General features: G+C 63.4%; 6 protein-coding genes and 2 pseudogenes. 5 read left to right on the forward strand and 3 right to left on the reverse strand.

Annotated elements, in window-relative coordinates:
* Nucleotides 1-74 precede the first annotated feature (74 nt).
* A pseudogene (locus tag ACJH7A_RS29695) lies at nucleotides 75-302 on the reverse strand (thiamine pyrophosphate-binding protein); the annotation flags it as partial.
* A 153-nt stretch (nucleotides 303-455) separates the two neighbouring features.
* On the opposite strand from ACJH7A_RS29695, the gene ACJH7A_RS29700 reads away from it, so the two are divergent.
* The 3 genes from ACJH7A_RS29700 (at nucleotide 456) to ACJH7A_RS29710 (ending at nucleotide 2674) form a co-directional block, all read left to right on the forward strand.
* Nucleotides 456-719 carry a hypothetical protein gene (locus ACJH7A_RS29700; protein ID WP_212812408.1) on the forward strand — a complete coding sequence of 88 codons (264 nt, stop codon included), beginning with the start codon at nucleotides 456-458 and terminating at the stop codon, nucleotides 717-719.
* Nucleotides 720-999: 280 nt separating this feature from the next.
* On the forward strand, nucleotides 1000-2037 hold the full coding sequence (locus ACJH7A_RS29705) for a 1-acyl-sn-glycerol-3-phosphate acyltransferase (protein ID WP_212812409.1): 1038 nt from the start codon (nucleotides 1000-1002) through the stop codon (nucleotides 2035-2037).
* 343 nt (nucleotides 2038-2380) lie between these two features.
* Complete coding sequence (locus ACJH7A_RS29710) at nucleotides 2381-2674, forward strand: ANTAR domain-containing protein (RefSeq protein WP_110917505.1); 294 nt, start codon at nucleotides 2381-2383, stop codon at nucleotides 2672-2674.
* Between the two features lie 225 nt (nucleotides 2675-2899).
* Here the strand turns inward: ACJH7A_RS29710 and ACJH7A_RS29715 are convergent, their stop codons facing one another.
* Nucleotides 2900-3208 carry a DUF3040 domain-containing protein gene (locus tag ACJH7A_RS29715; protein WP_061009540.1) on the reverse strand — a complete coding sequence of 103 codons (309 nt, stop codon included), beginning with the start codon at nucleotides 3206-3208 and terminating at the stop codon, nucleotides 2900-2902.
* Nucleotides 3209-3307: 99 nt separating this feature from the next.
* Between ACJH7A_RS29715 and ACJH7A_RS29720 the strand changes: the two genes are divergently transcribed.
* Entirely contained in the window at nucleotides 3308-4216 is a 909-nt protein-coding gene (locus ACJH7A_RS29720; protein WP_082761785.1) for an alpha/beta fold hydrolase, read from the forward strand.
* A gap of 129 nt (nucleotides 4217-4345) precedes the next feature.
* On the opposite strand, the pseudogene ACJH7A_RS29725 reads toward ACJH7A_RS29720, so the two are convergent.
* Nucleotides 4346-5531: pseudogene (locus tag ACJH7A_RS29725) on the reverse strand (FAD-binding domain).
* A 125-nt stretch (nucleotides 5532-5656) separates the two neighbouring features.
* On the opposite strand from ACJH7A_RS29725, the gene ACJH7A_RS29730 reads away from it, so the two are divergent.
* Nucleotides 5657-6640 (forward strand): hypothetical protein, encoded by a 984-nt coding sequence (locus ACJH7A_RS29730; protein ID WP_212812411.1) that lies wholly within the window; start codon nucleotides 5657-5659, stop codon nucleotides 6638-6640.
* Nucleotides 6641-6700 lie beyond the last annotated feature (60 nt).

Here is a 6700-nt window from a genome sequence, read left to right on the forward strand (position 1 = left end):
GAGCACGCCCACTACAGCGCCCTCGACCGAGAGCGTCAACCCGTATAGCAGCGGCGGAAAACCTGGGGCGGTTCACCGCTGGTCGCAACGCACACGCCGAAATGGCCCGAGAACTTGGCGAATCCGACCGCCTCGAACGCCGCCATCTCCTCGTGTCGAGCTTGCACGAACTGCGGACTATCGTCCGCGCGCCCCCACGCCGCGAGTAGGCCGTTGATCCCGTCGCCAGGGAAGCCGAAAACTTGTTTCACACCCCAGTCCCGCAATCGGGCTAACAACACATCCGCAACCGTGTCCGACAAAGTGATCACTTCCCAACGATTCTCGAGCGCTCGCGCTACGTGGCCCGCAGCATCACAAATAGCGGCATCCCCGTTTTGCGCCTCCTGACACCTGCCGTGACCAACTCTTAGGTAAATCCCAGGTCTGAGGACGCGACGGCAGTTGCAGATCCGGTGTCGTCGGTCGCCTACGCGATCGAAGCCGCACTGCGGGCCCTCGACGGTGATCTGGCGTTGCTGATTCCAGCAATGTCAGCAGTGCTGCTGATCATTGCCTTGGTGGTGGTGAACTACCAGCAGCTGATCGCTCGGTATCCGAGAGGTGGCGGAGCCTCAGCCGCGACCGGCGAGGCCTTCGGCGAAAGCCGGGCCCCCGCCGGGCCCGACCACCCGTGGAGTTGCTTCGTGATCGAGTTGAATTGCCTGGACAACCCCTGAGCGCAGTGAGTCCAAACGGCCGCTGACTGCCTCAACGACTGAGGTTGTAACTCCAGTTCACGACACGAATATGTCTATGCCACTGCAGTATTCGTGAGTCGGTCATCAATCCCGTCCTTCGCTGATGCCGCCGCGATCACCGCGCAGGCGCGGGTTGTGTCGTGAACGTTTCGGTAGCATATTGCAATAGTTGCCAAGTGCGGGAATGGATCAGCTTCGCGATGAGGCGAGGCGGGGATCACTCATCTGCCGCGCCAGGACGCAAATACAGGAGTACACGATGGCCAGTCCCCACGCCGCAACCGTTATCGAGCTCGACAGGCGAGCTTCGCACGCCGGAAGGAATGCATCGCTCCGACGTTCCGCGGATGGCCGGAAAGTCGCCGATACGGGCCCGCTTCGGAAAACCAGCACCGCACTTGGGGACGTCGCCACGAAGCGCATTGCCCTTGGCGGCACTGAACAGTTGCCGCGATATCGGGGCGGCGTCGTAGGTGACGCGGCAGCGATGACCTCGTTCATCTGCCGTCGTCTGATGGGCGACTACATGGTGGATGAGTTCGGCTATGACGCCGAGTTCGCCGAACAGGTAGTGCTGCCGGTGTTACGTCCACTGTTCAACACATGGTTTCGGGTTGACGTTGTTGGTGTGAACAATATTCCCTTCGACGGTCCGGCACTGATCGTGGCCAACCATGCGGGGGTGTTGCCGCTCGATGCGCTGATGACATCGGTCGCGGTTCATGACCACCATCCCGCCCGCCGCGCCGTACGGATCTTGGCCGCAGACCTGGTGTTCACGCTGCCCTTGCTCGGTCCGATTGCACGCAAGGCCGGTCACACGTTGGCCTGCGCTCCGGACACGCACCGCCTCCTGACGAACGGCGAATTGGCAGCTGTTTTCCCCGAGGGGTACAAGGGGCTGGGTAAGTGCTTCGGCGATCGGTACCGTTTGGCCCGTTTCGGTCGCGGCGGCTTCGCGGCAGCGGCGCTGCGGGCGGGTGCGCCGATTATTCCGTGCGCGATCGTGGGATCCGAGGAGATCTATCCGATGGTGGCCAACGTGGGGCCGCTGGCCCGAATGCTGGGCCTGCCGTATTTCCCGATCACACCTACGTTCCCGTTGACTGGCCTGATGGGCTTGGCGCCCCTGCCATCGAAGTGGTCGATCGAATTCGGCACGCCCATAAGGACATCGAGCTGTATTGATGCCGAGGACCCGATGGTCGTGTTTGGCCTCGCAGACCATGTTCGTCAAACCATCAGCTGCCTGCTGCGGCAACGGTTGGCCGCGCGGAACAATGTCTTCACCGGTTGATACCCAGAAGCAGCCCGGGCGTGGACTGAATGGGGATGTGCGGCACGGTGGAGAAGCTTCCGAGTTCCTCAGGCCGCCGCAGCCGCCCGTATGCGGTGATTCCCACCTCGCAGCACACGCAATCGTCACCGCAGTCCTCATGGCTGCGGCACTGGCGCTGGCGGTCTCCCTGTTATTCGGCGGCGACGCGCCACCCCGGTGTGCGATCGGCACACGCACTCCGACCTGCACCCGCGTGTAGCCGAGCACGCAGCGATCTGAAAAGGACTACACCACAAGATGATCCGACAGGAGCAACAATGACCAACCTCACCGCGGTCGAAACCGCGATCGAGCCACGCTGATGGACACCGTCATGAGCCGTCAACAGCTAACCACCGTTCAGCTCCGCCCCGGAGTGCGGGCTCTCGACCGCGCTGAGGGAGTGCTGATGGCCTTACGGCGCTGCAGCTGCGACGACGCCTTCGGTGAATTACTCGAAGCAGCGCGCCGCCAGCACGTACCAGTCTTCACGATTGCTTCGGCGCTCGTTGAGTTGGTGGATGGCAGCAACACCTTGGCTAGCGATCCGATCGCCTCAGCCGCCGCCAACAGACAATGGGGCGAGCTCATTGCCTGTCACCGTCGGCCCAGCTGACCTCTCGAACGCACTCGGACTCACGTTGGGCCCGGACTCCATTCCGCGGGTGCGGGCACGGAACCGAGGCGAACACGGCAGCACCACAGCACTTGTCGCTGACACGGCCGCCGACCAGTTGACCAGGCCGGAGCGAGGCGGTTAACGGCGCGAACGGCGCAGCACCACCGTGACCAACGCGAAGCCCTCGCTGCAGGCAGGGCGGATACATGCGGGTTCGACGGGCTACTTGCGGCGGCGAAGACCCTCTTTGGGCGGCACGGCGATCCAGCCGAATGCTGCGGTGAACATCATTGCGTAGCTGCACGCCGCAACGACATACACCCCGCCGGCGATGCCGGGAGCCACGAAGACCGCGCTGCCGATCATCGCCGCACCAATGAGGAACACCGGCGCCGCGGCAGTGCGTCGCCGACGCCGAATCCGGGTCGCAGATGTCATTTCATCGAACTGGCGGGCCAGTCGCGGTGCGGCCAGCTCCAACTCATCTGAGATTTGTTCAAGAATCTGCTGTTCGCGTTGCGACGGCTCCATGGCGCACCTCCCATGCCACATCGACAGCCAGGTGATTCCCGCACGTCACTGTCCGGTTCCATGCGGGCCGTTGCCGTATAGTGTTGCTTATAACAATAGTTGCAGTGTATTCCCATCTCTGAGTTTGAGCGCTCGCTGCACGGAAAACGGTTCTGCGGAAGTCCCTTTGCTTGTGGGAGGTGCACCATTCCCGAAGTCGAACTCAGTGCGGGCCGACTGCATTATCGCGACCGCGGTAGCGGACCGTGCGTCCTGCTGGTCCACGGATTGTTCGTCGACGGCACTGTGTGGGAGCCATTGGTGCATCTACTCGAAGGACATTCGCGGTGCGTCATACCGGACCTACCGCTGGGCGCGCACTCGGTACCGATGAACGGTGCCGACCTGTCCCCGCCGGCGCTTGCGGCAATGCTGGCCGAGTTCATCGAGCGGTTGCAGCTGTCCAACGTCACCGTGGTCGGAAACGACACCGGCGGTGCCTTGTGCCAGATTCTGTGCGCCCATCACCCCGACGTTGTCTACCGGTTGGTGCTGACCAATTGCGATGCGTTCGACCATTTTCCGCCCGCGGTTTTTCGCCCCATCGAAGCGGCCGGGGCTTACGTTCCCGGCCTCATCGCCGGCCTGGACCTGCTGTTGCGTATGCCGTGGTTTCGACGAGCGGCGCTGACCGTCGTACCGCTGACGATCCGGCCGTTACCCGACGCGCTGCTCAGAGAATGGTTTGCCCCGCTTCGTGACGCCCGCATCCGCGCGGACCTACAGACTGTGCTACAGGGGATTTCGTGCAAGCACACGCTCGACGCTGCCAAACGTTTGCAGCAATTTCCGCGGCCTGCGCTCGTCGTATGGGGCGCGCAAGACCGCTTTTTCCCGCTGTCGGACGCGGCGCGACTGACCCAGACGCTGCCCTACGCGCGGCTGGAAGTCGTCGACGACGCCCGCACGTACATTCAGTTCGACCAGCCGCAGCGGCTTGCCGAGTTGGTGCTCGAGCATATGCGGTAGCTCGCTGACGCCGCCCCCGCAAGGTCCGTTGCGTTCTGCATCCCCGTCGATGCGAGGTACCGCGAAATCCCTATCTCCACAACGTAAATCATGCCCAAGACGGCCTTCCACCGCGGCCGGAGGACTTGGTTACATGCCGTACTGCGGCAGTACTAACGCATCGCTGATTTCACGGCGCCAAATCCGCTGACCTAACCAGGGCAGCGCGAGCAGTTTGGTGGCCTGATTGCGCGCCCACACTCCCATCGGGGTGGTCGGGGCGAACACTGCGGCGAAGCGGCGAGCGGCGGCTTGTTTTCCTTCGATGAATCCGCGCAGCAGACGCTCTTGGCGCGCGAACGCGCGACGGTAATCGGTGTCGGCGCGGTTGAGTTCACCGGCAAGCACGTACGCCTGCGCCATCGCCAAGCCGGTGCCTTCCCCGGCCAGCAGCGATACCGCGCTGGCGGCGTCGCCGATCAACGCGACCCGTCCGTTGGACCACCGGTCCATGATGATCTGGCTCATGTGGTCGAAATAGATGTCCTCTGTTCGCTCCAGTGCCGCGAGAATTTGCGGACATTCCCACCCAGCTGTTCCGAGGACATGCCACAGGGCGTGTTTGATGCCGTCGATCGTGCGGGGGGGCGGGGCCGGGTAGCCGATCGTCGGTGAACACGGTGAGAAACATGGTGCGATCGCCCCGCATCGCGAAACGGCTGATCATGCGTCCCGGACTACTGTGCGCGAGATAGACCAATTCGTCGCGTGGTCGGTAGCCGGGGACCTCGAACGCCGCTACCTGGTATCCCAGATCGGTTTCGAACCGATCGTCGGGGCCGAACACCGCCCGTCGCACCGCTGAATGCGTGCCATCTGCACCAATGACCAAATCGAAGGATTGTGGTCGCCCGCTGCGCGGGCGCACCTTGACACCGACCTCTGATTGTTCGATGTCGACCACGCGTGACCCGAACCTGGTGGACACCTGACCCTCGACGGAGTTGAAGATCATGCGTGCCAGGTCACCGCGTGCCACACTGGTGAATCGTCCGTCTGCCATGCGGCGCAGGGCGCGCGTGTTGAATCCACCAACGCGGCCACCATTCTGGTCGACCAGGCGGAGCTGTTCGACGTCGTAGCCGGCCGCGTGCACCTGTGCTGCGAGTCCCATCTTCTCGGCGACCTCGTACCCGACGCCCCAGAAGTCGACGATGTAGCCACCGTCGCGCAGCTCGGGCGCCGCCTCGAACACGGTGACATCGAAGCCGCTGCGGTGCAACCAGAATGCTGCCGTGGTCCCGGCGATCCCAGCGCCGACGATGGCGATCTTCATGAGTTTGTTCTTCGGATCACGCCACGGCGTGCAAACCTCCGCGCGCCCTGGTTGTGCATGCGGCCTCCTCGTGCTGCGCGTGGCCGGCGACGCGGTCACTTCAGCGCATTACCTATTATCGCATAATGCAACAGTTGCCGTTCGCGATCATTGGAGGTTGGCGCCGGTCGGTACGACAGCGCGGCGCCGCCCTGCCCAGGAGGACCGGCTATCGCGGGAACTTCGGAACGCGCCTGCGCAGCGCCGCAATCTGCATGGCGATGATTGCGGCATTTGTGCCACTATCCGGATGCGACACGCGGGTGCCCGACCGCCGTGACGACATCAACCGACTCAGCGCGCAACTGGGCTCGATGCCCGGGGTGCAAGCCGCTCACGCCGACTATGCCAACCACTGGGCCGAGGGCGCAGTGATGTTCGCCATCCACCTCGACGCCACGGAGAGCCTCACCGCCGACGAGCTGGCCTCGGTCGTGGATACCTACCTCCAAAATCTCGCATCGGGCCGATACCGCGACTATCACACCGAACTCGAGATCCGCCGCGGCTGGAACGTCTTCGCCGTAGACAGCAGTGACCGGCCTATTGCGAACACAACGCAAATCCTCGACCAGGCCCGCAACTGGATTGCCCTGCGCACCACGCTGCCGGGGGCCACTGTTGCACTGCGGTCCACGATCAGTCACCCGTTGGCGCACTTGAGCCCCAGGGAGATCGGGAGTTCGAACCGAGCGGATATCGAGCTTCCCGAAGGCACACAAAGCATGGACATCGCCGGCGCGGTCAGCACCATCGCAGCCCGATTCCCCTACCTGGCGGTGCTGAACTGGACGGTCAGCGCAGCACGGGCACAAGACCAGATCGCGTATACCGGGCGCTTCCCGACGGCCGCCGAACTCGAACTCTGGCGCCGGTTGACCACCGATCAAACCATCGCTCATACCGACAGCATGCAGATCAACGGACCCGTCACTCCACCGGTATGGCTTTCCGAAGCAACGGGCACCGACGCCCTTGACGTGGCCCTCGCCCTCGCCACCCAGCACCTACCCCTGGCCGCAGCATTGCCCGCTCCGGTCCTTTACACCGCAGGTGTTGACGACGCCTGAAAACTGACCCCCTGTCGACGGGTGAATTTTGACCCCCGTCATTGATAGGAGGGTGATTTC

The organism is Mycobacterium sp. SMC-17, from assembly GCF_045310915.1.
Lineage (GTDB): Bacteria > Actinomycetota > Actinomycetes > Mycobacteriales > Mycobacteriaceae > Mycobacterium.

Coding starts and splice junctions, on each gene's coding strand:
- ACJH7A_RS29705 (WP_212812409.1), top strand. CDS start 1,000: ATGGCCAGTCCCCACGCCGCAACCGTTATCGAGCTCGACAGGCGAGCT.
- ACJH7A_RS29710 (WP_110917505.1), top strand. CDS start 2,381: ATGGACACCGTCATGAGCCGTCAACAGCTAACCACCGTTCAGCTCCGC.
- ACJH7A_RS29715 (WP_061009540.1), bottom strand. CDS start 3,208: ATGGAGCCGTCGCAACGCGAACAGCAGATTCTTGAACAAATCTCAGAT.
- ACJH7A_RS29730 (WP_212812411.1), top strand. CDS start 5,657: ATGCAACAGTTGCCGTTCGCGATCATTGGAGGTTGGCGCCGGTCGGTA.